The 26521-nt window shown below is 45.5% G+C and carries 11 protein-coding genes; 9 read left to right on the top strand and 2 right to left on the bottom strand.

Features of this window, described 5'->3' with window-relative positions; all coding sequences use genetic code 11:
- Positions 1-117 precede the first annotated feature (117 nt).
- The 3 genes from T359_RS0109265 (at position 118) to T359_RS0109255 (ending at position 10219) form a co-directional block, all read left to right on the top strand.
- The gene (locus T359_RS0109265) at positions 118-6567 is read left to right on the top strand and encodes an InlB B-repeat-containing protein (RefSeq protein WP_026517232.1); all 6450 of its coding nucleotides are present in this window, start codon (positions 118-120) and stop codon (positions 6565-6567) included.
- Positions 6568-6795: 228 nt separating this feature from the next.
- Positions 6796-7845 carry a GGDEF domain-containing protein gene (locus T359_RS0109260; RefSeq protein WP_026517231.1) on the top strand — a complete coding sequence of 350 codons (1050 nt, stop codon included), beginning with the start codon at positions 6796-6798 and terminating at the stop codon, positions 7843-7845.
- A gap of 4 nt (positions 7846-7849) precedes the next feature.
- On the top strand, positions 7850-10219 hold the full coding sequence (locus T359_RS0109255) for an EAL domain-containing protein (RefSeq protein ID WP_026517230.1): 2370 nt from the start codon (positions 7850-7852) through the stop codon (positions 10217-10219).
- Positions 10220-10257: 38 nt separating this feature from the next.
- On the opposite strand, the gene T359_RS0109250 is transcribed toward T359_RS0109255, so the two are convergent.
- Positions 10258-11805 carry a sodium/proline symporter gene (locus tag T359_RS0109250; RefSeq protein ID WP_026517229.1) on the bottom strand — a complete coding sequence of 516 codons (1548 nt, stop codon included), beginning with the start codon at positions 11803-11805 and terminating at the stop codon, positions 10258-10260.
- A 183-nt stretch (positions 11806-11988) separates the two neighbouring features.
- Between T359_RS0109250 and T359_RS0109245 the strand changes: the two genes are divergently transcribed.
- On the top strand, positions 11989-16857 hold the full coding sequence (locus T359_RS0109245; RefSeq protein ID WP_155840074.1) for a leucine-rich repeat protein: 4869 nt from the start codon (positions 11989-11991) through the stop codon (positions 16855-16857).
- 55 nt (positions 16858-16912) lie between these two features.
- Here the strand turns inward: T359_RS0109245 and T359_RS21540 are convergent, their stop codons facing one another.
- Positions 16913-19669 (bottom strand): Ig-like domain-containing protein, encoded by a 2757-nt coding sequence (locus T359_RS21540; RefSeq protein ID WP_051545190.1) that lies wholly within the window; start codon positions 19667-19669, stop codon positions 16913-16915.
- Between the two features lie 977 nt (positions 19670-20646).
- Between T359_RS21540 and T359_RS0109230 the strand changes: the two genes are divergently transcribed.
- From T359_RS0109230 to T359_RS0109210, 5 genes are all read left to right on the top strand, one after another.
- Entirely contained in the window at positions 20647-21396 is a 750-nt protein-coding gene (locus T359_RS0109230; protein WP_026517227.1) for a basic amino acid ABC transporter substrate-binding protein, read from the top strand.
- Between the two features lie 3 nt (positions 21397-21399).
- Positions 21400-22086, top strand: a complete 687-nt coding sequence (locus T359_RS0109225; RefSeq protein WP_026517226.1) for an amino acid ABC transporter permease — start codon at positions 21400-21402, stop codon at positions 22084-22086.
- A complete protein-coding gene (locus T359_RS0109220) occupies positions 22073-22810 on the top strand; it encodes an amino acid ABC transporter ATP-binding protein (RefSeq protein WP_026517225.1) in 738 nt (245 codons plus the stop codon). Before T359_RS0109225 ends, T359_RS0109220 begins: the two co-directional genes overlap by 14 nt.
- A gap of 161 nt (positions 22811-22971) precedes the next feature.
- On the top strand, positions 22972-24705 hold the full coding sequence (locus T359_RS0109215; RefSeq protein WP_026517224.1) for an ABC transporter ATP-binding protein: 1734 nt from the start codon (positions 22972-22974) through the stop codon (positions 24703-24705).
- A gap of 16 nt (positions 24706-24721) precedes the next feature.
- Complete coding sequence (locus tag T359_RS0109210) at positions 24722-26500, top strand: ABC transporter ATP-binding protein (RefSeq protein ID WP_026517223.1); 1779 nt, start codon at positions 24722-24724, stop codon at positions 26498-26500.
- Positions 26501-26521 lie beyond the last annotated feature (21 nt).

Below are 26521 nucleotides of genomic sequence, written 5' to 3'. Positions count from 1 at the left end.
TTTCACAAACATTTAATTGGCAGCAAGGGCCCGCAAACTTATTATAGAACTGAGTTACTTCACAATATACTTTTCGTGTGGGACGCACGGATGCGTAATGAAAAGGAGGCAGTAAATATGAAGTTTAGGCGTTTGATTGCGACAGCTCTTGCAGGTTTTCTCGCTGTTACATCCATTGACGGATGGAGCGTGACTGCAAGAGCCGCTGATTTTACAGAGGAAATAATCAGCGAAGAGATTGAACTTGGAACCTTTGAAGAGGAAACTCCGGAACCGGAAGAGGAGTTTTTTGATGCTTCAGAAAAAGAGTTATTTGATGCTAACAATGACGGTTGGGAAAGCGAAGAGCATGAAATGCGTCTTGAAGAGGAGCCTTCTGAGCAGGAACTCTTAGTTGAGGAAGATGCTGCTTTTCAGCAAACAGAATATGAAGTTACATTACATCTCAATGGTGGACACTTTATTGGTGAAGAAGAATCAGAGCAAACATATAATCTTATATACCGCATTTATGATGAAGATGACTATGGAGTGGTCTATCTGTATGTAGACAAAGATGGATATGCTTTTACCGGCTGGTATAAAGATCCTGAATGTACAGAACCCGTAAATGATGAGTATAAAACTGAAGATTATAAATATCATTCTAATACTATTGCAGGATATTCCGGAGATATTTATGCCGGATGGACCGAGGATTATTACACTATAACCCTTGATGCCGGCGATGAAGGATATGTGACTGATGATGGAAGCATTACTGAGAAATCTGAGCATACCTGGGTATTAAAAGTACCAAAGGATTCCGGAAAGACACTCTATTATTATGATTTTAAAGAGCATTATGACGAGTATTACACTCGTCATGTTGATCAAGAAAACTATGAGCTGGATGAGTGGAAGGATTCTAATGGAAATACTTTTACTCCTTATATGCTCAGACAAATAATACCCACTAAGGATATGACATATACCGCTGTCTTTTTACCTAAGTACAGCATTACTTATGATGCCGGAGATGGATATTTTGATGACTCTTTCTATGATGATGAGTTTGATTTTAATGAAGGCAGGACATGGTGTTATACCCAGGTAAAAGAAGGAAAATGGTTGGATTCACATGTTTGTATAGATTCTGATGGTAACGAAAGATCAATATATATCCCAGCTGATCCGATAAGCAATGATAAAAAGAAGGCCTTTGAGGGGTGGATAAACACTGCAACCGGTTTTTTGATGACCGTTAAACAAATTGAAAATACGCGTATGACAGGTAGCCTTAACTTCAAGGCTTCCTATAGTCATGCATATACTGTCACTTTCGACGCAGGGGAAGGAACCTTCAGCAATGGAGAAAACATAGCAGAGTATACCGGATTGCTTGAGGGAAAAGCTTTCGGAAACTTTTATGGCTATCCGGATGAACCAGTGATAGCAGATGATAGCCTTATCTTTGAAGACTGGTATCTGGATAAGGAACTGACCCAGAAGATCTCCAAGACAGAGATTATAGAGTACAAGGCGGAAGCTGATACCACGTTTTATGCCGGATATGTCAAGGCGTGTACCGTTACTTTCCATGCCAACGGCGGTGAATTTGTAGATAAAACCGAAGATACTGTTGTAGTAAAGGTGCCGGAGGGAAAGACAATAGGTGCCATGGCTCCTGTAGTTAAGGGAGCTGATTCCGGGGACTTTACCGGTTGGTATACTGACAGCGCTGCCACTTCTGAGGCAATTAATCCCCAGAAGTATGCGATAACCGGTAATACAGACCTTTATGCCGGTTATACGGATGACGGATATTTTACCATTACCTTTAAGTCAGGCAAGGACTATGCTTCCTTCAAAAATGAGAACGGAAAGGCCGAAGTAGTTGTAAAGGTTAAAAAGGGAGAAGCGTTAACCTACGGAAAAACAGGTATAAACGGTTCTGCAGATGTGGCAACTTCTCCTATTATTGATTTTACTGAGAGCGTCAAGGAAAAAGGATACACTCCTACCAGCTACTGGCTTCTTGAGGGAACAGATGATAAATATTACTTCTCCAGGTTTGGAGGACTTGCTTACGTATCCCCTCAGAGAGTTGATAAGAATGGTAATGTTTATGATATTTCCGAAACAGGCTTTATTCCTGACAGGGATATGACTTTTGTTGCAGAATGGAAGGATTCTATTACTGTATCATTCATAATACCTGATGGGGGAACTATTAGTGACACTGCTTACTTATACAATGCTTCTGTAAAAGTTTCATCAGATCAGTACCTGAAATTAAAAACGGAAAACGGCATCAGTAAGCTTCTTTTCACCACGTATTCCGGAGTTTTAGTATCACGATTTAGTTACTATGCCCCTTCTGTTCAAAGTATTAAAACCGATAATGGATATATTTACTACTCCTGGGGCTATGATAAAGACGGTAAGTCTATACCAACTTCCACTGTCCTCACAAAGGACCTTGAAGTTTATACAAAAACTTCTACAGGCAGCGGTACAGAGGTTGAGCATAATATAGTAGAACTTCATGCCATGGATGGTAAGATGGTTAGCAGGAGCATAGGCTATTCATATGGTATAAAGAAACTATATGAAAATGAGATGGATACATATAGTTGTCATGTATACCCCCAATATAACACACCAGCTCACACCTACGGCGGTTATTATATGGTTGCCAATGACCCGGATAAAGCCTTTGCCGGATGGTATACCGACCCCGAATTTACCAATCCGTATCCATACACCAAAACAACAGCCGAAGTGGAATATATTTGTATAGGTGAGGGATACGAAGACAGATCCTTTGATCTCTACGCCAAGTATGTGGATGCATATAGGGTAAGCTTTGACGCCAACGGTGGCTATTTTGACATCGAGGGCTATGGATATACCCGCAATCCTTCAGATACCATAAGAGGAGATTATCTTGAGACCGCCAAGGTGGCACCGGGCAAGACTGTTATGGTTTCCTCTTATACAAAGAGAATAAGAAACGAAAGCAACAAGACCTTCGGCGGCTGGTATCTTGACGAAGCCTGCACCCAGAAGCCCACCTTCACAATTTTGGATACCAGCATGAACCAGTATTATAAGCCGGATAAGAATGTGACCCTCTACGCCAAGTGGGTGGACTATTCCAAGGATTCGGCTGTTAAGCTTGAGTCCGACATGACCCTTGGAATCGGACAAAAGGGCAAGATAACCATTAAGAGTGACCTTAAGGATGCCAGAATAACCTATCATCTTATGCGTATATCCTACGGATCCACCAATACCAGAAGAGAAATGCCGGTAGTAATTGACAATACCGGAGTGGTTATCGGCCAGGCAGAAGGCTCCGTGCTGATGTGTGTTGATGTCAACGGTGTTATTTCAAATTCCATAACCCTGACAGTTAGTTCCGAGGCAGCTGACGCATCCATAGAGCTGACAGCAGATAAGACCACCATAAGCAAAGATGATGTTATTGAGATAAAGGCAATTGTAACTCCTGAAACCTTAGAGAACAGCACTTTTGTATGGAAGAGCTCCAATGAAAAGGCTGCAAAGGTAGAAGGAATGGGCACAACAGCCAAGGTTACCGGTCTGGGAGAGGGAACCACCGAGATCTCCGCTTCAGTGGGCAAGCTCACCGCTAAGATAACCATCACTGTTGTGGACCCTGTAACCGTAAGTAAAGATTCAATTTTCCTTACCAATATTGAAGGCGCAAAGGACAGCTTTGTTGTGACCGTCAAGGATCACACCCAGGAAGAGGCAGCTGTTACGGCAGTTCTTTACAATAACAGCGAGGAAGAGGCTGATTTTGCGGAGATCACTGCCCAGTCCCAGTCCTATAACGGCGGTGTTGGAACCTACACCTTCCAGGTACTTCCTAAGAGTGTGGGTGAAGGCTATATCCGGATAACCACTGCCAAGGGCAGATATGCACTTGTTAACATCAAGGTTTCCGATCTGCAGCAGGCAATGCCCGTTTCCATGTACGGACAGGATGTGGCAGAGGTTGAAGAAACAGACGGAGCAGTAACTAACGGCACGAAGATATCTCTTTACTCAGAGACGAGAGGCTCTGTCATCAGATACAAGGCTGAGTACAGTCTCGACAATTCCTTCGCTGAGATCAAGGCTGAAGACCTTACTGAGGAATACCTGGATCCTATCTCCATATCCTGGTCATCCACAGAGGGCTTTGTACGCATCACAGCCATGGCTTCCAAGGAAGGCCTTGCTGATTCAGATATAGTCAGCATGGTATTCTCAATAGACAATAGTGATGCATGGCTTGACGTATATGAAGAAGACAGAGATCTTTTTGACGACAATTTTGAAAATGTTAAGAACAGCGGACTTATTTTTGGACATATCCCTACAAACATCCCTTACACCGGCGAAGAGATAACCTTCAGCAATGAGGATATCAGGGTTTATTTCAACGGAAGACTTCTTACCGCAGGAAAGGATTACAAGGTTGTTTACGCCAATAATCTCAATGCGGCAAGTGCTCCCGAGAGCCTGAACGGTCTAACAGATTCTCAGAAGAACAGACTTCCGAGAGTTTCCGTATCAGCCATCGGCAAATATGACGGCAAGATCATAAGATACTTCTCCATCTTAAAGAGAAGCATCAACGATACCTATGTGGGCTCCAACGGCGAGATCACCGCTGTGGCAGAGAAGTTCAAATCCGTATCTGATCCTGTTGTAAGAATTGACCTTTCCGACGGAAATGCCAAGACCCTTAAGGCAGGAAAAGACTACGAGGTATTCTATAACAGAATTGACGGAGAAACAGTTGATTACTCCAAGGCGCTTACAGCTGCTGAGCTTAAATCTGAGATTTTGGACCGCGCAGCCAAGAAGCTTGCTCCTTACAGCTATGTGATCAACTTCAGAGGAATAGGCAACTTTGAGGGTGACTATGAGACTGATGCAGTGGGCATCGGAGCAGCTCCAAGACTTACCATCATCAGCGAGCAGGATGTAAAGGACGGAATCCTTCAGCTTGGAAATGCCAAGCTTTCCAAGAAGGTTCCTACCATGGTTTATACAAGAGATGCCGAGGGTGAAGCCAAGGTTCTTTCCAAGGATATTGCTAAGCTCCTTTCCTCAGGAGACATCCAGGTTAAGGTCGGCAAGACCGTCATCAATTATGCAGAGGATGAGTCCAAGATCAAGGCAGACGGATACTACTTTGAGATAGTTGATCCCGCTGATAATGACGCTGCAATAAACCGTTATCCCGGAAGCAATAACTTCCTTGTTCTCAGAGCTACACCTACGAGTGAGGGCTCAGCATACAGCAACAAGCTGGTGGGCGATTACAGAGTTGCCTTTACCATCACAGGAACCAAGATAAATGCAAGATTTGTGGCATCCTCAGTTGCTTACACCGGAGAACCCCTTCTTGTTTATGAAGAAGAGGAGGACAACTTCATTCTGAATAGGGCAAAATCACTTCTTAACATCTACAGCAATGATAAGAAGGCAGACAATGCAGGAGCAAAGACTGCTCAGGCCTACATCCAGAACGGCAAGGAAGTTAAGGTTCTTGAAGACGATGAATACAACATGTACGCAGAAAATGATATTGGCGCCGCAGGTACCGTAACAGTGGTATTCGAAGGTGTTAACCAGAAAGGTATCATAGGAAAGGTTACCAAGAAGATCAAGGTAGCAGCAAAGAAGATCACTTCAAGTGATAAGAACCTGGTAGTAAACTTTGATGAATATGTGAACCCTGATGATGTTCCTTATTCAAAGACAGGAGCAGCTCCCGGGGTTATAGTATCCTACAACGGTCAGGAGCTTGTGGAGGGAAGAGACTTCACCGTATCCTATGCAAGCAATACCAAAGTAGGGGCTACAGGTAAGGTCAACCTTAAGTTCACCGGCAACTACAGCGGCACTGTCAAGGCTATCAAGACCTTCAAGGTAGGAAAGGGTGAGTTCAACACCGTCAATATCGATGCTGATTCCAAGGATAAAGCCTATAAGGAAAAAGCAGGCGGATACTTCAAGTCTGTGCCTGTTCTTTCAGACAACGGAAAGAAGCTCTCCCTTAACAAGGATTACAAGATAGTTGACGCACCTGTTTACACCTATGCAGAGGATATTATCGAGAAAGACAAGAACGGAAATACAACTTACATAAGAACAGCCGGCATGGAGATTCCTGATGATGAGATCGTTCATCTTGGCGCTGTGATCAGAGTACGTTTCACAGCAATTCCTACAGAAAAGAGCTCCTATAAGGCAGCTCAGTACGGCGGAAAGGATGCTCCTACAGAATTTACCTGTGAATACACCATCGGCAGCGTTGACCTGTCAAAGTGCTCTGTTAAGATAGCAGATCAGTACTATGCAGGCGGCGAGGGCATTGAACCTGCCAAGACAGACATCACAGTTAAATATGGCAAGACAATTCTTGATCCTACTGACTTTGAGATCTATAGGATTGACAACAACACCGAGGTTGGAACAGCCACCATTATCCTTCAGGGTAACGGCACATACTTCGGAACCAAGAAGGCAACCTTCAAGATCAAGAAGGGAATAGTGAAGTAAGATATAGTTTAACCGACAAGGGTGTCGGGCACATAGGTGTCCGGCACCCGCTTTTTTATCACTTTGATTTTGTCGCAATTTTGCTATTCTGTTATTCAACAAGGCGATAATATGGTATATAATTAAGGCATGCAACAGTTTGAATACGGAATTTTATATTTGGAGATAAATCTTTTTTCTCTGATCCTCATCTCGATAATCCTCCATAAGACCAGAGGTTTGTCAAAGATGATGGCCCAGAGAAATTTTGTGCTGTCCATTATCTCCGAAATGATTTTCTTTATATCGGATACCCTGTGTGCCCTAATTTATAACGGGGTTATCCCGGGAAACGGCGTCGCCATCATGATCTTTAAGACCATCTACTTTTTATCCACGGCGACCATGTGCTTTTTCTGGTTCCTGTATTTTGAGTATCTGAGGGAAACTTCCCTGGTAAAGAAGAAAAGAAAGATCAGCCTGGCATCCTCGGTTATCTGGCTCATGGCACTGCTTCTTTTCGGAAACTTTTTCGGCAAATATCTGTTTTATATAGACAACCGGGGAATATATTACAGAGGTCCCCTGTTTATCCTGACCTATGTGCTGGCCTATTCCTATGTGATCATATCCTGCGCCAGGATCATCACCGATATTGTGCGAAATGACAGCAAGATAGACAGAAATTATCTCATAATACTGGCCATGTTTCCGATAGCTCCGGGAATTTCAGGTATTATGCAGTTCATCGATCCCACATATCCCGTGGCCTGCGTGGCCATGTCCCTTACCACGCTTTTGCTGTATCTTCACTGGACCGATCAGCTGATCTCGGTGGACCCTCTGACGGGGCTCAGTAACAGAAAACAGTTGATGCTATCCTTTGAGCAGTGGAAAAAGAACAAAGGCGATGAGGACATGCTTTTTCTTTTACTTGTAGATGCCAATCGCTTTAAATATATAAATGATACCTACGGTCACCTTGAAGGAGACTACGCCCTGAGGCTTGTGGCCAAGGCTTTGAAGCAGGGCTGCCGCAATCTCCCCAGAAGAGCTATTATCTCAAGATACGGCGGAGATGAATTTGTAGTCCTTGTTTCCACAGCTGATGTAACGCTTCGTGAGGAGCTTAAGAATAAGATAAACGAAAGTCTTGCAGAGATAGTAAAAAATGAAGATCTCCGATTTGAGCTCACAGTCAGCATAGGCTGCGCAGCCCTGGAAGATTCGGATGAGCTGAAGGACCTCATAGCCAGAGCTGATGAGGCCATGTACGAAGATAAGAATACCGGGAGATAAGAGTATGGTAGTATATTTGACCAGCAGTTTCATACCCTATCAGAGCATTGATACCTACGAGAAGATGGCACCTGGCGAATGTCATGGCTTTTTTAAGGACCTTAAAAAGGAATGGCCGGGGAAAGAGGCCAATCTTCTTTATGTGCCCTGTGACCCCAAGGCGGATAAGGAGAATGAGCACCAGAAAAAGAGAGTTCTGGATGCCTTTGAATTCACGGATCTTCCTGTAAAGGAGACCATCATTCTGGAGGAACAAAAGGGCAAAAAGCTGGAGGAACTCATTGCCTGGGCGGACGTTATCTACCTGGCGGGAGGCCATTGCCCTACGCAGCTGGCCTTCATGAAAAGGATAGGACTTAAGGAGGCCCTGGCCTCTTTTGACGGAATCATCATTGGACTCAGCGCCGGTTCAATGAACGCGGCTTACAGCGTTTATCTTTTGCCTGAATATCCTGAGGAGATCAGGGATCCCAACTATGTGCGGTTCTCCGACGGTCTTGATCTAACCAATGTTCAGATGATACCTCATCGGGATTCCATTTTGGAATACAAGATCGGGGACATGGATTATATAAAGGACGTGGTTATTCCCGACAGCTACGGAAGGCGATTCTACCTGGTTTCCGATGAAAGTTATTTTAAGATAAAGAACGGAAAGACCACCTTTAAGGGTGAGGGAGACATTATAGAAGACGGCGAAATAACCCCCATGAAGCAGGGAACCATTGTGCCCTACATGGGCTATTATGAGCAGTCTGTAATAAAGACCCTCCTGGCGGACGGCTACGATATGGTTCTGTCTGTCCACAAGAAAAATGAAAACTGCGAGGTCTATTATCTCGACGAAAAGATTCAGGAAATATTTGAAAGCAGTAAGCTTAAGTATCCGGACGTTTGCTTTAACGTTTCCCAGAAGGTTGTGGATGAGGAAAGAGATACTTTCCTTAATCAGATGAGACTGCCTCTTGTGCTGAAGGAAATCAAGGAAAAGGGGAATTTTGTAAGAACCGTCCATGTGGATACTTCCACGGGAGTAAGGGCCAAGAACATCAGAGCCCGGGAGGTGCCGGGATATCCCGACTGGTTCCTGGTTATCTTCTTTGATGTGACCACAGCCCTGGACCACGACTGGATGACGGATGAATATACAAGAACCGGGTTCCTGGAGAGGGCAAGGCTCTTTATCAAGGAGCTGCCTGAAGATGAGAACTACTCACTGGTATACACCAATGTTAAGGGCTTTAAGGCGGTAAACGAGCTTTTTGGCGACCAGAACGGAGATTTCGTTATCTTCCAGACCAGGGATGCCATAAGAAAGCACCTGAAGCCTGAGATCATGGGAAGACTGGAAAGTGACCATTTTGTCCTGATAACAGCAGATGAGAACTTAAAGGACAAGAACCTGAAGGCCGTCTGCAGCCAGGTTTACAAGCGTCAGAACAAGGAATACAACTATGAGATTCGCTGCGGTATCTATTCCATCAAGAACAGATACGCCGAGGTTACCCAGCTTCTGGCGGGAGCCAAGATGGCGGAGAAGGCCATTGAGAATAAGCAGGGAAAAGGAAACCGCCTCTACGGCTATTATGACGATACCCTGAAGGATTCCTATGTTAAGCAGAGGTTCCTGGTGGCAGATTTTGAGAGGGCACTTTTGGAAAATGAGTTCCTGCCTTTCTATCAGCCTATAGTAGATGTAAAGACCGGGGAGATCGTCAGCGCGGAGCTCCTTATCAGATGGCGGCATAAGGACCTGGGAATGGTATCCCCCGGAGAATTCATCCCTGTTATTGAGGCAGAGGGCATGATCTCTCACCTTGACAGCTTTATGCTGGATAAGGTCATAGAGTTCCTGGCGGAGAGAAAGAGAAAGGGCGAGACCGCAGTTCCCTGTGCCATCAACCTTTCCAGGGTGGACTTCTATGATTCCACCTTTATTGAGAATATTTTTGACAGGATAAAAGAGCATGAGATCGACGCCTCCATGATCAGATTTGAGGTCACAGAGTCTGCCTACGCGGATCTGGAATCCAAGGCCATGGAGTTCCTTAAGGAGATGAAAAAACAGGGAATCAAGATCCTTCTGGATGACTTCGGAAGCGGAATGAGCTCCCTTTCCATGCTGGAGACCTTTGACTTTGACATAATCAAGCTGGATCTTGGCTTTATCAGAAAGATCGGAATCAACGTAAAGGCTGAGTCCATCATTGCCTCCACCATAACCCTGGCTCACCTCATCGGCGCAAAGGTAACCGCCGAGGGCGTTGAGACTGAGGAACAGCTCAAATTCCTTCGGGAAGCGGACTGCGACTTCATCCAGGGCTATTACTTCTACAAGCCTATGCCTGTGGAGGATTTCAGAGAAATACTGTAAACAAAAAAGAGGGGTCACCCCCTCTTTTTTTTTGACATTTATGACATCTTTGATACCTGTTCGAATTCTGCCTCAACATCTTTATCCGGTGCGGGAGTAACAAGGCTCACCATAACGATGAAGATGATGGCTACCAGGAATGCGGGAGCAAGCTCATAGAGATTCCAGTTGCCGCCAAGAGGTCTTACAAGATATTTCCAGATAAATACTGTTGCGCCGCCGGAGATCATTCCTGCGATGGCGCCGTATCTGTTGGTTTTCTTCCAGTAAAGTGAAAGGATCATAACCGGTCCGAATACCGCACCGAAGCCTGCCCAGGCGAAGGATACGATTCCGAATACTGAGCTGTTGGGGTTCCAGGCGATGATGATACCAAGGATGGCAACAGCGATCAGGGTTCCTCTTGCTGTCAGCATGGCTGCTGTCTCAGAGAGCTTGATTCCAAAGGTCTCCTGAATGATATTCTCGGAAACTGAAGATGAAGCTGCAATAAGCTGGGAATCCGCAGTTGACATGGTGGATGCCAGGATTCCTGCGATTACAAGTCCGGCCAGAAGAGCAAAGATGAAGCCGTGCTCACTGATCTGTCTTGCTATAACAACGATAAGAGTCTCTGCCTTGGAGGAACTGGTGGGATCCTCGATAAGACTCTCAAGGACGCCGGCCTCTGTCATGGCTCTTCCTACGATACCAAGGAATACTGCGATGGCAAGAGCAAATACAACCCAGATGGATGCGATCCTTCTGGAGAGATTGAGCTCAGAGGTCTTTCTGATGGCCATGAATCTAAGAAGAATGTGAGGCATTCCGAAGTAGCCAAGACCCCAGGCAAACATGGTTATCTTATTGAAAAGTCCGTATGGAGCAGCGCTCTGGGACACATTGTCGTAGGTTGCGCTGATGTTCAAAAAGCCGTCAAGGTGTCCTGCATTTTCCATAACCTGACCCATTCCTCCTGCAGAAACAACTCCGTAGCCGATAACGAAGAACAGAGCAGCAGTCATAACGATGGACTGGATAAAGTCAGTCTTGGAAGCAGCCAGGAATCCGCCGGTGGTGGTGTAACCAACGATGATAACTGCGGAAACGATCATGGCCAGCTGGTAATTAACACCAAACAGTGATGAGAAAAGCTTGCCGCAGGCAGAGAATCCTGAAGCGGTGTAGGGTATGAAGAAAATGATGATGAAGGCTGCACCGATGGCAAGGATCACATTGCTGTTATCGCGGAAACGCTTTTTGAAATAATCAGGAATAGTGATGGCATCAAGTTTTTCCGTATAGTTACGAAGTCTTCTGGCGGTGAAGAGCCAGTTGAGATAGGTACCAACGATAAGGCCCACAGCTGTCCAGCCTGCATCTGCGATACCTGAGAAATATGCAACACCCGGAACACCCATAAGAAGATAGGAGCTCATGTCGGAAGCCTCAGCACTCATGGCTGTAACGAAAGGACCAAGCTTTCTTCCCCCAAGATAGAAGTCCTTGACGTCTTTGGTTTCCCTGGAGCTAACGAATCCCACCATCAGCATCATGGCGAGATAGACAAAAATAGAGATTACAATACCGATCTGCGCTGTTGTCATTTTTACTTCTCCCTTCAATACTATTTTTTTCAATTTTATACTTCACTATAGTAGCATATTAAAGGGGTAAAGGGAATTATTATTTTAGATTTGTTTCCATTGTGGATTTTAACGGAATATGGTAAAATCTTGCAGCTTGCGATTAATATGTGAGCTGCAATTTTTATGGGAGTGAAAAAGGATATGAAAAAAGTAGTTAAATCATTGGTACTTGCAGCAATGAGCGCAGTGCTTGCTCTGGGGGAAGTGGGGGCAATTTCTGCCACAGCTTTCGCTGCTGATCAAAGTACAATTCTGGATGAAACATTTTTTGAAGAGGAGCTTCCTGAATCCGAAGATGAACTGACAGAAGAAGTTTTGTCAGATGAGGATTTGGAAGAAGAGGAATCTTTCGAAGAGGAGCTTTCTGAAGAGGAGCTTATCGAGGAAGAAATTTCCGAATCAGAAGAGCCTTCCTCGGAGGATGCAGCCTTTGAAGAGGAGAGAGCTGCAAATCAGGTCGGAGAAAATGTTTTTTACACCTACAACCAGTCCACCGGCGAGCTGAGACTTACAGGAACAGGTGCAACCTATGATTATCTCACCGCCAAGGGAGACTACAGTCCCTTCAAAGAGATGAAAGGTATCAAGACCATCATCGTTGAGGAGGGTATCACTGAGCTTGGTTCATACATATTCTATGACACCGGTGATCCCCATGGTGTCGGCGGAGACAGCCTCAAGACTATTAAGTTACCAAGCACTCTGACTTCGCTTCATGACTATGCTATGGACTATATCCACTTTAGGAGTGACGGAAGCATCACTATTCCCGCTACTTTGACCAATTTCGGAAAATGCTCTTTGGCCGGATGCTTCGGAGACATTATTGTCGCAGAGGGAACAACGGTTATCAGGCCCTATACCTTCCAGGGAGCAACTATCTGCGGAGAGGTCAAGCTGCCAAGCACCCTTGAGAGGATCGAGGATCACGCTTTTTACTCCAGCGGAACCCATAAGGATATAACTATTCCCAAGAGCCTTAAATACATCGGCGATTATGCCTTTGCGTTTTTTACCTTTGACTTTATGCATTTTACAGGAGATATACCTACTATCGGGGAAAAGGCTTTTATAAGACATGAAGAAGACTTCTATGTAAGCGCCTATGAGCACTATAAGGTGGCTTATTACCCTGCGGGAAACAAGACCTGGGAGGAAGGTATTTCAGACCTTAAAAGCAGGATGGAGGGCGTTGATTTCAGAGTTGCCATCGGAAATACCACAAAGAAATCAGGCCAGTGTGGTGAGAACATCAGCTACACCTATGATAACGGAACCCTGACTCTCACCGGCTACGGCCCAATGTATGACTACTCTGACAACAACCTTCCGGGCTGGGCGGATTTTCGCAGAAACCTTAAGACAGTCAAGTTGGATAACCGCATAACATCAATCGGTGACTTTGCATTTTTTTACATGAGCTACAAGGGCGGCGGCATGAAAATCAACACGCCTACAAGTCTTACAAGGGTAGGCAATTTTTCATTTTATCGTGCATCAGTAGATCCTTTCATTGATCTGTCCAAGGTCACTTACCTGGGAGATTATGCATTTTGGGCGTGCTCCGCAGGAAGCTCTGCAACAATAACATTAAATGAAGATATCACCTATATTGGTGCCTATGCATTGGAAGGCAGATATCGTACCCATGTCATAGTTCCTAAGTTTAATAAGATAACACACATCGGAAAATACGCTTTTTCCGGATGTAACAATATAACAGGCTCACTGGAATTTCCCGATACGCTCACTTATATCGGCGACAATGCCTTTAAAGGCTGTAAGACCATGGAGAGTAAGATTGTTCTTCCAAAGAATCTTACATATCTTGGAGAGTATGCATTTGCTTTTTGTAATCTGGCCTATGGAGATATAGTAATTCCGGAAAGCATTACTGAACTTAAGAGTGCTATTTTTTATGAGACACAGATAACAAGCCTTGTTATCGGAGACCAGGTTACAACAACGAAGGGCTCCTGTGTTCAGAACTGCAGCAAACTTAAGAGCATAAGGCTCAACAGCAGTAAGAAGACAATTGGTACCAGCGATTTTAAGGGATGCGCTTCCCTTACGGAGGTGGATATTCCTGCAAACGTGGATCTTGTTTACTGGGATGCTTTTGAGAATTCCGGTGTAAAAAAGGTTACTTTCAACGGAGATATTCCCAGGGGAGTCACCTGGGAATCTTCGAAGATTACATCTGTTCCAGATATTTACTATCCTAAGAACAAGCTTTCCTGGATAAAGCTTTCAGATGCCAAGAAGGCTCAAAAACTGTCCATAGAGCGGTTTAACCCCAATTTCATCGGCTACGGAGAAGCTGCAAAAATAACAGTTACCTTTGTTGAATATGACTATTATAAGGAAAATGAGGTGATTGACACCCAGGTGATCGAGGCCGGATCTGTGCCCAAGATGCCTGATGTTCCGAAGCGTGAGGGATATTCAATACAAGTCAGTTATTATGATGAAAACGGGCGATATTCAGGATATGACTTTATAACTCCTCTCGTGGAGGACACCACAATTTATATAGTTTATGTGGGCAATCCCATTGATGTGACTTTTTACCCTCAAAACGGAAGTGACCCGGAGGTTGTTCAGTCCCGTTACGGCCAGAATCCATATATTTACAAGACTTTCAAAAGAGAAGGCTATTCCATGCAGGGGTGGAGCCAGTCCCCCACCGTTGACGGCGTGTTGGGAAAATATGCTAAACTCTATGATGTTATTCTCACTAGTCCCATGTCCTTCTATGCAAGGTGGGTCAAGGAACAGCTCAGAGTAAAATATGACACCGGCTGCGATCTGGAGCTTGAGGATCTGGTAATAGACACAACAAAACATTATCTGCACCTTACTGAGCTTGCAAAGCCTACAAGAGAGGGCTGGAAGTTCGGGGGCTGGTATTACGATAAGGCCCTCACAGATCCCGCATCCGGAGATGATGATTACAGGTATGAGGGAGACTTTACCTTATATGCAAAGTGGACAAGGATGACACACTCGGTCAAGATAATATGCGATGGCAAGACTATTGCGGATTATGTGGTAAATCACGGAGACAAGATAGAAAAGCCCGCGGATCCCGTTAAGGAAGGCTACAAGTTCATCTGCTGGTATTCTTCAGGAAGTAGCAGCTTTGATGCCTATGATTTTGACAAGCCTGTAACCGCAGATATCAGGATTTACGCCAACTTCAAAATGGTGCCTACGGAGGCCGATTTCGGGGATGTTACTCCGGAAATCCGCGAGGAACTTGGAATAGAATATCCGGAGCAGCTGCCCTACAAACCCTGGATCTATCACAAGCCCACCAAGACCTATACTGGTAAGGCGGTTACATGTCCTGAGGTGAAGGTATTCGTATACACCTATGCCCTTACTCCCGATGTGGACTACACCGTCAGCTACAAGAACAATGTTAAGCCGGGAACCGCCACCCTGATCATTAAGTTCAAGGGCAGAGTCAGCGGAAAGCTTGAGGATAACTTCAAGATTCTTCCTTTTGATCTGGAAAAAGAGCTGGCAGCAGGTAATCTTGTTATGAACTCGAAGGAGCTTTATTTTGCACCAAACGGAAAGAAGCATAAGGGCAAGATCACCCTGAAGGCCAACCTCTCCGGCAAAATGAAGGCCCTCAAGGAGGGAACCGATTATGAGTACATTTATCCTGTGACGGATGATGATAAAAAGGTATCGGAGCAGGATGCGCTTATTGCTCCCGGAGTTTATACCATCGGCATTTCAGGCAAAGGTGCATTTACAGGAACCATTTACTTCAAGGAAGTGATCTCAGAGGAAAAGGGCCCTGATACAGATAAAGAAGTAGTAACTCCTCTTTCAAAGATGACATTTTCCGGCATCGAGGCATCTTTACCCTATGAGGACGGAAAAGAGATAAAGCAGGAGATTAAGGTTTATTCTTCCAAGACCGGGGACCCGGAAAGTCTCCTTAAGGAGGGAACCGACTACAGGCTGGAGTATCAGAATAATACCGGCGTGGGAACCGCCACTATGATCTTTACAGGCCTTGGTAAATACACAGGAATTGTGAAAAAGACCTTTAAGATAACCGCTGCATCTTTGTCCGGTGAGGATATTGTTTTTGTGACAAGAAAGAGCAGCTCAGAAGCCAAAGACAGTCTGCTTTCAGGTCAGAGCGCCAAGCTGGCGGTAATTGTGAATGAACACTACTATTACCTCAAGGGCGGCGTTAAGCCTGCAGCTGAGGTCTACGGAAGAAACGCCAGAGGCGGATATGATCTTCTTTCCTCAGGCAAGGACTATGTACTTTCCTATGGCGCCAACAAGGTGGTTGGTGAGAACACCGGTCTTCTGAAGATTAAATTTAAGAGAAATTATAAGGGAAGCGCAGAGTACAGATTTACCATCGAGAAGGGCCGCCTGGAATCCGTATTTTTGAGAGCGGGAGATATTAAGCAGAAGAACGCCACAGGTATCTGCAAGCCCAAGCTCACTGTGACAGATGCCAGCGGAAAAGCCCTTGTTAACGGCAAAGACTATACCTACACCGTGCATTACAATCAGTACGTTAGATTACTTGAATATGACAAGGATACAAAGTCCTATTTGAACAGCGGCAGATATGCAAAACCCGGGGATGAGGTTGACCTTAAGAAGGATATCATTCCTGCGGGAACAGAGTTGTATGTCAAGTTATATCCCAAGGGAAACTATTCGATTTACACGGAAAAAGGCTATAACTGGACCTTCTTCAGGGTATATGAAAAGAGCATCAGCGGTGCCACATTCAAGATCAAGGATCAGAATTATTCTGCCAATGGTGCTTCCCCGGGATCTGCAGGATTTATTTCCGCGAAATATAAGGGGAAGGAGCTTGTTTATGGTACGGACTATACGATTTCTTACTACAAAAATAATAAAAGTGTTGGAACTGCCACTGCGGTAATCCGGGGCAAAGGAGTGTTCGGGGGCTTTAAGGCTGTCACCTTCAAAGTGCTACCACTTAATCTCAACCAAAATTAGTCCCGGGAGAAAAAGCCCGCAGTTTCCTGCGGGCTTTTTCTGTGGCTGATTTTATTTAATTAGTTATCTTGCACTTATCGTAGGTCACACCGTCTATTGTCAGATATACATAAGCTGTTCCTTTGCTTATTCTTGTAACGGTGCCGTCGGATGATACGCTGATGCGGTCAGGATGGCTGACTTCCAGCTTATATCCTTTAAATTCAGAGTTGTTGATGGTAAGAAGTTTGCTCTTTCCTTTGGCAACCTTTACACTGCTCTGCTTGATAACAGGATTAGTAATAACGAATTTACCTGTAATCTTCTTTTTTCCGTAATAAGCGGTGATGGTCACCTTACCATTTTTCTTGATGGTTGCAATACCGTTTTCATCGATGGTAAGGACTTTTTTATTGGATGATGTAAGCCTGTCAGGTGTCACCTCTGTTGTGGTGCCTGTCAGATGATTATATACATTGAAAGTAAGCTTATTTCCCTGGCCTATTGTAAGATTTTCGAATACAGGCATCTCAACTTTAACTTCAAAAGTCTCAAAAGCACGTCCGCTCTTATAGGCTGTGATGGTAACAGTACCGGTGCTCTTTGCTGTAACCTTACAGGTCTTGTTGCCGGTCTTAGAAACGGTGGCGATGGTCTTGTCGGAGCTCTTCCAGGAATCTACAGCCTTATCTGCTTTGAGTGTTCCTGAGATAAAGATCTCCTGAACCATGCCGGGGTCATCACCGGGATCATCGGTAGCTCTTACTGTCACTGTACAGGAAGCTGAGAATCCGCCGTCCACAGTTGTGGCTGTGATAGTAGCAGTTCCGGCCTTTACACCGGTTACAATACCGTTTTTGTCAACTTCTGCAACGGAAACATTGCTGCTTCCCCAGATAACGCTCTTGTCTGTTGCATTGGAGGGTGCCACCTTGGCAGTCAGAGCAACCTGTCCGTTAACAGGAACAGATGCTATATCTGTATTTAAAGTAATTCCGGTTACGGCTACTGTAACGTCGCCTACTGTAACCTTACATTTTGCAGTCTTGTTGCCATCCTTGGTAGTGACGGTTATGTATGCGATTCCTTCTGAAACTGCTGTGACATTACCGTTTGAATTAACGGTTGCAACAGAAGTCTTGTCACTGGACCAGGTTACCGATTTGTCAGAAGCATTGGAAGGAGCAACTGTTGCTGTGAGATTATAGGAAAATCCTACTTCCATGTTGAGCTCTGTCTTGTTGAGGGTTACTCCGGTAACATTTACAGGAACTGTTACTGTGCAGGAAGCTGTTTTGCCACCGTCTGCTGTTTTTACAGTAATTGTTGCTGTTCCTGATGCCTTTGCAGTTACAACACCGTTATCTGAAACGGTTGCGATTGAAGTATTGCTGCTGGACCAGGTCACGTTCTTATTGGTCGCATTGGAAGGAGCTACAGTTGCTGTAAGAGTTTCCTGAGCACCTGCCTTAAGTGTGATGGCTGACTTATTAAGACTTACTCCTGTTACCGCTATTGTATTGGGTAAAACATTGACGGTACAGGAAGCTGTTTTGCCCTGGTCGACCGTCTTAACGGTAATTGTTGCTGTTCCCGCTTTAACACCGGTAACCACGCCATTTCCGTCAACTGTTGCAACTGCAGTGTTGCTGCTTGACCAGCTAACGAATTTGTTGGAAGCGTTGGAAGGAGAAATTGTTGCTGTTAAGGCAGTTGTTTCCTTCTCTTTTATTGTTACGCTGGATTTGTTGAGGGTTACTCCGGTTACGTCAATTGGAAGAGTTGTAAAAGTCTTTGTTTCAGAAGTAAAAACTGTTCCTCCGCGATCAGCCCAAATATACCATTGATATGTAGAATTGGGCTGCAAGCCTCCTGCGTTTACTTCTTTCTTAAATTCATACCAGATTTCCAAATAAGGAGTTCTGGAATATCCCGAATACTCGGTCTTTTCAAAGGGCCCTCCGGGGCCTGTGATTACGATTCCGACATTTCCGAATTTTTGACCGTTCGGATTGTCGCATTGTACATATAGCTTAACATCTGTTTGAGATAAGTTCGAAACCGTATAATCATGAAATGGCTTTTCTACCGGTGGGTTTTCACCGCCGGTTCCTTGAGGGCGTACTGCATTATATACATTATCATTGGCCTGATAAATGAAGTACCCGTCACAACGTGATGAGTAATAATTCTGCAGATATGAATATGTTTTTGTGGTATAAAATACTTTATTTTGTGATTCATTAATTCCCTGTGACTCGTAGTATGTTATTGAATCCGAATCAACGCTATAAAGAATCACACTATGCGCATTCATTCCATTTGAATTGGAATAAAAACGTAAAATGTCACCGGGTCTGGCATTGGTCTTTATGAAATTCGCCAGATTATTGAAATTAGTCTGACCGTCCCACATGATGAAGGCACTTGGATTTGAGAATCTGCTTCCGCCAAATATCCTATCTGACATATGCATTACAAATCCCTGACATCCTTCGGCCTTCCATGCACCGTTTAGTGTATATGTAAAGGGAGTGAAATTTGTTCCGACAAGTGGGCCGCAAACCTCTCTCATTCTGGCCTGCACATTGCCGGAATTTGTTCCATATGCAGCTAATTCTCCCTCATCTTCTATGATTTCGCACTCCTCTTCCGGGAATGCACTTGGGTCATCCTCCTCAATCAGCTCGTCTTGAATACCTGGTTCCTCATCAGTGGCATCCATCATGATCAGTTCTTCTTCCGCATATGCATTAGCCTTGATCGAAGGTGAAAAAGCCGAAAGACATAAGAATCCGGACAGAAGTAGTGCAAGTGTTTTCCTACAATACATTCAATAACCTCCTTTAATTTCCCACACACAACATACAAGGCGACTTAATAATTGTGTAATATTCCCCAAAAATAATGAGGATTATTATCAATCAGCAGCCCTCTTAAGTCGCATTTTTACCACGTATATTCTATCATTTTCGTGTTGAAAAAATTATTAACAAATAATTAAAAAAGACCATACGTAAGCAAATGAACAATGTGCGTTGTCTGTAGTTTCATACGTAGTTAATGTTATAATTTTGAGCACTAAAAATCTAGGATGATGATGAACAAATAGTTACCATTCACAGTTTATTGGCTTCATGCCCGCTTTAAAAAAATAATAGTGACTTCCTTCCCTCTTCTTCATTGCACCAAAGGATGGCGAAAACCCTTCCTACTCTCAGTTGAGGATTTATCTCCCGGGACTCCGGTGCATCATAGGAGAGTGGAAAATATTAGCGCTATCCAGTGAGTGCTTACCTGCCGAGGACGATGTGCCATGTGAGGGTAGAAATTCTCTACAATCTTAGGTGAGGGATACCTACCGGGCTACGGCGCACCATGGGAGGGTGGAAATTATGAGACATTCGGGAGGCGATGATGATTTAGGAGCGCTTCAGACTGACATTCAGGCGATTGCTCTGAGCAACGCGAAATGAGCCTGGATGGCTGGCTGAAGTGCCCTAAATCACTGAGCCGGACGATGCGAATAATTTGCGCCCTTCCATGGTGCGCCGTAGCCCGGCAGGTATCCCGGCCCCCTTGATGCGAGTAATTTATATTTCCCCATGGTGCAGCGTCCTTGGAAGGTAAGCACGGACTATGGACGCTGCGAATAACTTCCGCCTCTCACGATACGCCGGAGCCAGGGAGGTAAACCGAAGAAATTGATAAATTTTAAACTTCCTCTTGATAAATTTTACTATCACTGTTATATTATACATAAATATGAATAAATATACAGAATTTATGCATAAACAGGAGGAAAAAATTATGAAGAAGAAACTTTTAACTTTAGTTGTAGTAATGACCATGGTAATGAGCTTTTTAGCAGGCTGCGGCAGCGCTAAGTCCGGCGGAACCCTCACAGTAGGAACCAACGCAGCATTCCCGCCTTTTGAGTACGTTGGCGACGATGGCAAGCCTGACGGATTTGACATCGCTCTTATCAAGGCCATCGGCGAGAAGATGGGCATGGAAGTTCAGATCCAGGATATGGAGTTCGATTCACTGGTTTCATCCATCGGCGGCAAGATCGATGTTGCCATCGCAGGCATGACAGTTACAGAAGAGCGTAAGAACATGGTTGATTTCTCAACTCCTTACTACGAGGCTGTTCAGGCAGTTATCGTTCCCAAGGGATCAGCCATTGCCACAGCAGATGACCTTGTTGGCAAGAAGATCGGCGTTCAGCTTGGAACAACCGGCGAATTTATCGCAGATGAAATTGAGGGAGCTGACGTTTCAGCGTATAATAAAGCTGTAGATGCTGTTAACGACCTGAACAACGGACGTGTTGACTGCGTTATCGTAGACAAGAATCCTGCAGCAGTATTCGGCGCTCAGTTTTCCGATAAGGTTGATGTAATCGACGGTACAGCCTTCGGCTTCGAGCAGGAGGACTACGCTATCGCTCTTCCTAAGGGAGACACAGAGCTTGCAGACAAGATCAACAACGCTCTTGCAGAGCTCAAGGCAGACGGCACATATGACAAGCTTGTTCAGCAGTACATTGGAGAATAATAAATGACATTATCAGAACGTTTTGCAGCGGCCTTTATAACAGGCGACAGATGGAAGCTTTATCTTTCAGGACTTGGTATCACCATTGAGATCGCGATCTTTTCCGCCATCCTTGGTATCATCATCGGAACTGTTTTAGCACTTATGAAGCTTTCCAACAAAGAAGATGGATCACCTACAATCTTTAATTATATTGCTTCGATCTACATCGATGTGATAAGAGGAACACCCAGCGTGCTCCAGCTCCTTATCATGTGGTTCATCATCATGGCATCCTCCAACAACGGAATACTGGTTGCATCCCTTTCCTTCGGTATCAACTCCGGTGCCTATGTGGCAGAGATTGTCAGAGGCGGCATCCTGGCGGTGGACAAGGGACAGATGGAGGCAGGAAGAAGCCTTGGTCTTTCAAAGGCCGCGACAATGCGTTATATCATACTTCCACAGGCTATCAAGAACGTCATTCCTCCATTGGGTAATGAGTTCATCACTCTGATAAAAGAGACAGCCATTGTGGGATATGTAAGCCTTGCGGATCTTACCCGCGTTGCCAATCAGATCGCATCCAGAACCTATGATGCTTTTATGCCCCTTATCGGTGCGGCAGTTATCTACTTCATAATCATCAAGCTGCTGACCATACTTCTGGACAGATTGGAAAGGAGGATGCGCAAGAGTGATAACCGTTAAAAACCTTCACAAAGAATTTAAGAATGCCGACGGCACCACATCCCATGTCCTCGATGGCATCAATTACGAGATCAACAAGGGAGAAAAAATAGTTATAGTAGGACCTTCAGGCTCCGGAAAAAGTACCTTTCTAAGGTGCCTCAACCTGCTTGAGCGTCCAACCTCCGGCCAGATCATTTTTGACGGAGAGGACATTACTGCTCCCGGAGTAAATATCAATAAAGTAAGGGAACGCATGGGAATGGTGTTCCAGAACTTTAACCTTTTCAACAACCTGACAATTATGCAGAATATCATTTTGGCTCCTGTGAAGCTCAAGGTTATGAGTGAAGCGGAGGCCAGGAAGAAAGCCACAGAGCTTCTTGAGAGGGTTAATCTTCTGGATAAGGCGGATGTTTATCCCGCATCCTTGTCCGGCGGACAGAAGCAACGAATCGCCATTGTGCGTTCACTGTGCATGAATCCCGAGATGATGCTTTTTGATGAACCCACCTCAGCTCTGGATCCAGAGATGGTAGGAGAGGTTCTTGACGTTATGAAGCAGCTTGCCGATGACGGCATGACCATGGTGGTTGTAACCCATGAGATGGGCTTTGCAAGAGAAGTTGCCACCAAGGTACTCTTCGTGGACGAAGGCAAGATCCTGGAGGAGAACACTCCCGACGAGTTCTTCGACCATCCCCGGAGTAAGCGTCTTCAGGACTTCCTCTCCAAAGTATTATAATGACAATATAAAACCCTCCGGGGCCGGCCCCCGAAGGGTTTTGCTATGTTTTCATTCGGTAGCCATTCCCGGTTTTGAGGCCCTGCCCATTTTGAAAGCTTTGTTCATTATGCATAATTATGCTACAATGGATTTGCTTTTTGGGAGAAATGGGGTAGTTTATGAAACTGATCTTTAAATCCATGGGGAAATACAAGTGGGCAATTCTTTTTGCCATCTTTTTAAAGCTCGTAGGCACCATGACGGAGCTTACAATCCCTTATATTCTTGAACATATGATAGACAACATAGTTCCCGCAGGAAGAATGGCTGAGGTCATCCTGTGGGGACTTTTGATGTTTATAGTGGCAATTCTCTGCAGGCAGCTGAATGTCATGGCCAACAGGCGGGCCATCAATAACGCTCACAGAGTCAGCTTCGACGTAAGGCAGGCCCTGTTTAAAAAGACTGCCAATCTCTCCGGAGACAAATTCGACTCCTTCGGACTTCCAAGTCTTATCAGCAGAATGACCAGCGACAGCTACAATGTTCAGGGCTGCGTGGCAATGCTTCAGGCCCTTTGCGTAAGAGCTCCCATGATGCTTATCGGCGGCGTTATCATGACCTTTATGATGGACAGGGCGCTGTCAATGATCCTTATCGTCATGCTGCCTTTCCTTATTTTTGTAATATTCTTCGTATCTTCAAAGGGTATTCCCATGTACACCGGCGTTCAGAAAAAGCTGGATTCCGTGGTCCGAATCATGCGTGAGAACATCACGGGAATCCGCGTTGTTAAGGCCCTCAGTAAGGGCGAGTATGAAAAAAGACGTTTTGCAGCCGCCAATGAGGAGATGGCAAAAACCGACATGAGAGCCGGAACTGTCATGGCTATCCCGGGACCCTTCATGCAGCTGTGCCTTAATATCGGACTTACCCTTGTTGTTATTTTCGGTGCGGCCCGGGTAAATGCAGGCCAGATCGAGCCCGGTGTTATCCTGGCTTTCCTTACTTATTTCAACATGATCACCATGGGTGTTATGGGCCTAAACCGTATATTTATGAGTATCAGTAAGGCCAGTGCCAGCGCAGACAGAATAGATGAAGTCATAAACTGCGACGACGGCTGGGAGATTGCCTATGGAATAAAGGACAGAGATGACCACATCAGGTTCGACAACGTCAGCTTTTCCTACGGCAGCGAGAGTAAGACCGACGCAGACTTTGCGGGAGGCAAAAGAGAACGTGCCCTTGAGAGTATCAGTTTTTCCCTGAAAAAGGGTGAGAGTCTCGGAATCATAGGACCCACGGGCTGCGGCAAGACCACAGTGGTGAACCTTCTGATGAGATTCTACGACGCGGATGAGGGCAGTATCACCATTGACGGACGGGACGTAAGAAGCTATGAGAAGGATGAGCTTCGAAGGAAGTTCGGCGTGGTTTTCCAGAACGATATGGTCTTTAACGATTCCATCAAAAATAACATCGACTTCGGAAGAGGCATCTCTGAGGAAGACCTGAATAAGGCTGCGGAGGATGCAGTGGCCATGGAATACATAGACAGCCTTGATGGCAAGATGGAGTACATGGCAGCCATTAAGGGAGCGAACCTCTCCGGAGGCCAGAAGCAGAGGCTCCTGGTGGCCAGAGCCCTGGCGGCGGATCCTGAGATTCTGGTTCTGGATGACAGCTCCAGCGCCCTTGATTACAAGACTGACTCCACCATGAGAGCGGCCATTAAGAAGAACCACAAGGACAGCACCCTTATCTTGATTGCCCAGAGAGTCAGCAGTATCATGGGCATGGATCACATCATGGTGATGGACAACGGAAGCTGCATCGGCTACGGCACCCATGAGGAGCTTATGGAGAGCTGCCCAGCCTACAGAGAAACTTTTGAAATGCAAACAACCTGAGCAAGGGAGATTTATTATGCCGGGACCCGGAGACAGAGGAAAAGCTAAAGAAAGACCAAAACACGCCAGAAGGACCCTTAGGCGCATGCTCAAATATCTTATGGAGTACGCCTGGGTTGTGCTTTTGATGCTGCTGTGCGCTTTTGCCAGCAATATAGGGAACCTGCTGGGACCTGATTTTGCGGGCAAAGCCATTAACGCCGCAGGAGCAGGGGCGGGAAAAGTAGATATGAATGCGGTTATCCGCTACGGAATCTTCATGCTGATCGCCTACGTCAGCGGAAATATTTTGAGTTTTATCGTGAACATAGGCATGATGCGTGTGGGAAGAAAAGTTGCCAGGAACATGAGGCGAGATGTCTTTAACAAGCTGATGGAGCTGCCGGTGGGCTACTTTGACAGGCATCTGGCGGGAGATATCATCAGCCGTGTTTCCTACGACATAGACGTTGTCTGCACCAGCCTTTCATCGGATGTTGTGCAGATTCTTACCAGTTTTGTTACCGTTATCGGAAGCTTCGTGATGATGTGCATTATCTCACCGCCATTAGTGCTTTGTATGGTGTTCACCATTCCTGTGTCGGTGCTTTTTACAAGGTATATGAGTAAGAGGACCAGACCTCTCTACAGACTCAGGAGCCTTGCCTACGGCGAGATGAACGGCTTTGCGGAGGAGATGTTCACGGGACAAAAGACCATTCTGGCCTATGCCCACGAGGACTACGTCTGCGACAGATTTGAGGAGATAAACAGAAATGCCGCAGAGGCCTACAGAGACGCCGACAGCCTTGGAATGACCATGGGTCCCACCATCGGAATGATTAGTAACATCGGCCTTGCGGCCATCGGTCTTGGAGGCGCCATGCTGTACATGAACGGAATCGTAGGCATCGGCCAGATCTCCAGCTTCATCCTATACAGCCGTAAGTTCTCAGGACCCATCAACGAAATCTCCAATATCATCAACGAGATCTTCAGCGCTCTGGCAGCGGCGGAGAGAGTTTTCCAGCTGCTGGACGAGGCGGAAGAGGTAAAAGATATTGAGGGGGCCGCAGACCTTGTGAACTCAGAGGGAAGCGTAGAAGCCAGGGATGTGGATTTCGGATATCTCAAGAACAAGATAGTCCTTAAGGACTTTGACATGAAGGCTGAGCCGGGACAGACCATAGCGATCGTTGGCCACACCGGCGCCGGCAAGACCACCATAATCAACCTTCTTATGAGGTTCTATGATGTCAACGAGGGAGCTATTTTCGTAGATGAAAAAGAGGTGAAGGCATACACGCTGCAGAGCCTTCGAAAGAACTACTCCATGGTCCTTCAGGACACCTGGGTATTTAACGGAACCATTTTTGACAACATTGCCTACGGAAAAGAGAACGCCACCATGGAGGAGGTTGTGGAAGCAGCCAAGGCGGCCCACATCCATAACTACATCATGCGCCTTCCAAAGGGCTACAACACCGTTATCAGCGAGGACGGCGGCAATATAAGTAAGGGTCAGAAGCAGCTTATCACCATTGCAAGAGCCATGCTCTATGACACCAGCATGCTGATCCTGGACGAAGCCACCAGTAACGTGGACACCTCCACCGAGCGCAAAGTGCAAAAAGCCATGCGCAGCCTCATGGCCGGCAAGACCAGCTTTATCATAGCGCATCGCCTTTCCACTATCCGGAACGCGGATAATATCCTGGTTGTGGACAACGGTAATGTTGTCGAGCAGGGTAATCATGATTATTTGATGAATAGACGTGGTGCCTACTACGCATTGTATAGAAGCCAGTTTGAATAGAAAAAACGGGGTTGGACCTTG

Origin of the sequence: Butyrivibrio sp. MC2021 (assembly GCF_000621605.1) — a bacterium.
Taxonomy (GTDB): domain Bacteria; phylum Bacillota; class Clostridia; order Lachnospirales; family Lachnospiraceae; genus Butyrivibrio.
The sequence above is the reverse complement of the archived record's forward strand: the minus strand, read 5'-3'. Positions and strand labels throughout refer to the sequence as shown.